This is a genomic window from Protofrankia coriariae, from assembly GCF_001017755.1.
In the GTDB taxonomy this organism is placed as follows: Bacteria; Actinomycetota; Actinomycetes; order Frankiales; family Frankiaceae; genus Protofrankia; species Protofrankia coriariae.
Map to the genome: position 1 here is coordinate 32,076 of NZ_JWIO01000023.1, position 1,822 is coordinate 33,897.

Annotated in this window: 1 protein-coding gene and 1 pseudogene (1 of these 2 running past the window's edge); both read left to right on the forward strand. The window is 76.1% G+C overall.

The annotated features are described in order from the left end of the window. A pseudogene (locus tag FrCorBMG51_RS29685) lies at positions 1-917 on the forward strand (amino acid adenylation domain-containing protein); its annotated part reaches 5,617 nt to the left of the window's first position; the annotation flags it as partial. Positions 918-1,431: 514 nt separating this feature from the next. After that, a partial coding sequence (locus tag FrCorBMG51_RS33890) for a phosphopantetheine-binding protein (RefSeq protein WP_420848626.1) occupies positions 1,432-1,822 on the forward strand: 391 nt, incomplete at its 3' end.

A 1,822-nucleotide genomic window follows, 5' to 3' on the forward strand; every position in this document is an offset into this window, starting at 1 on the left:
CTGGCGGCACCGGCGAGCCGACAATCGAGATCCTGGACGCGGATCCGGCTTCGGCCACGGCCGGGGATCCGGCCACGGCCGGGGATCCGGTTACAGCCAAGGATTCAGCCGCCGCCCTGGGGACGGCCGAGGCGTTGGCGACGGCCGAGGCGCTGGCGGCGGAGCCCCCGGAAGCCGACGTCCGAGGGCCCGGGCACGCCGGCCCGGCCGCGCCGGGAGCGGACCATCCCGCCTATCTGATCTACACGTCCGGGTCGACCGGGCGGCCCAAGGGCGTCGTGGTCAGCCACGGCGCCGTCCTCGGCCTTGTCGCGTCCCTGCAGAGCGCGTTCACCCTCGGCGGGGACGACCGGATGCTCCAGCAGACCTCCACGAGCTTCGACCCCTCCGTCATGGAGATCTTCTGGCCGCTGTGCTCCGGCGCCGCCGTGGTGCTGCCGCGTCCGGACGGCCACCGTGACCCGCGCTACCTCGCCGAGCTCGTCCATGACCAGCGGGTCACCACGCTCGCGTTCGTGGCCTCGACGCTGGCGGCGTACCTGGAGTACGCCGAGATGACCGGCGACCGGCGCGGGGTCGACGGCCTGCGCCGGGTCATCACCGGTGGGGAGGTGCTGACCACCGACCTGGCCACCCGGTGGTACGAGCTGACTGGCGTGCCGCTGTCGAACGTCTACGGGCCGACCGAGACGACCGTGCTGGTCACCCGCTGGGAGTTCGGCGCCGCCCGGACGGGCACCGCGGCGGCACCCGCCNCCGCCGCCGTCCCAGGAGACACCGCTGCGGCACCTGCCACGCGAGCAGACACCGCGGCGGCGAGTGCCGCGGCGGCGCTCGTCGGCGGGCCCGCGGTGCCGATCGGACGGCCGGTGCCGGGCACCCGCCTGTACGTGCTGGACGCCGGGCTCGAGCCGGTCGACGTCGGGGTGCCGGGCGAGCTCTACGTCGCCGGGGCGCAGCTCGCCCGCGGCTATCATGATCGCCCGGGTCTCACCGCTGAGCGGTTCGCCGCCGACCCGTTCGGCCCGCCCGGGTCGCGGATGTACCGCACCGGTGACCTCGTCGTCCGGCGGGCCGACGGCGCGCTCGTCTACGTGGGTCGCTCCGACCGCCAGGTCAAGATCCGTGGTAACCGGGTGGAGCTCGCGGAGATCGAGGCCCGGCTTGCCGCCGAGCCCGGCGTCGGGCGGGCAGCGGTGGTCGTCCGCCAGGACGGCCCGGGTGCCGCCCGGCTCGTCGCCTACGTCGTACCAGCTGTCGTACCAGCCCCCGGCCGGCTGGGCGGGCCGGCCCGTCCCACCGGCTCGCCCAGCCCCGNCCGGCCCCGACTCAGGCCGTGGCTCTGGCTCAGGCCGTGGCTCCGACTCCCGCGGCCGCGGACTCGATCCGGACGCGCTGCGGGCGTCGGTGGCCGCCGCGCTGCCGTCTCCGATGGTGCCCGACGCGTTCGTGGTGCTCGACGCGCTGCCGCTGACCCCCAACGGCAAGCTCGACCGGGACGCGCTGCCGGCGCCCGCCGTCCACCGGGCGCCGGTGCGGGGCCCGCGCGACGACCGGGAGCGCACGCTCTGCGAGATCTTCGCGGCCGTGCTCAGGGTCGACCAGGTCGGGGTGGACGAGGACTTCTTCGCGCTCGGCGGCGACAGCATCCTGTCGATCGCGGTGGCCAGCCGGGCCCGCCGCGAGGGCATGGAGATCAGCGCCCGGGACGTCTTCGCCCACCGGACCCCGGCCGCGCTGGCGGCGTTCGTCGGACCGTCGGGCACAAGCACGGGTGCTGGGCCGGCGGACGGCGGCGAGCCGGATGATCCGGCGGCGGCCG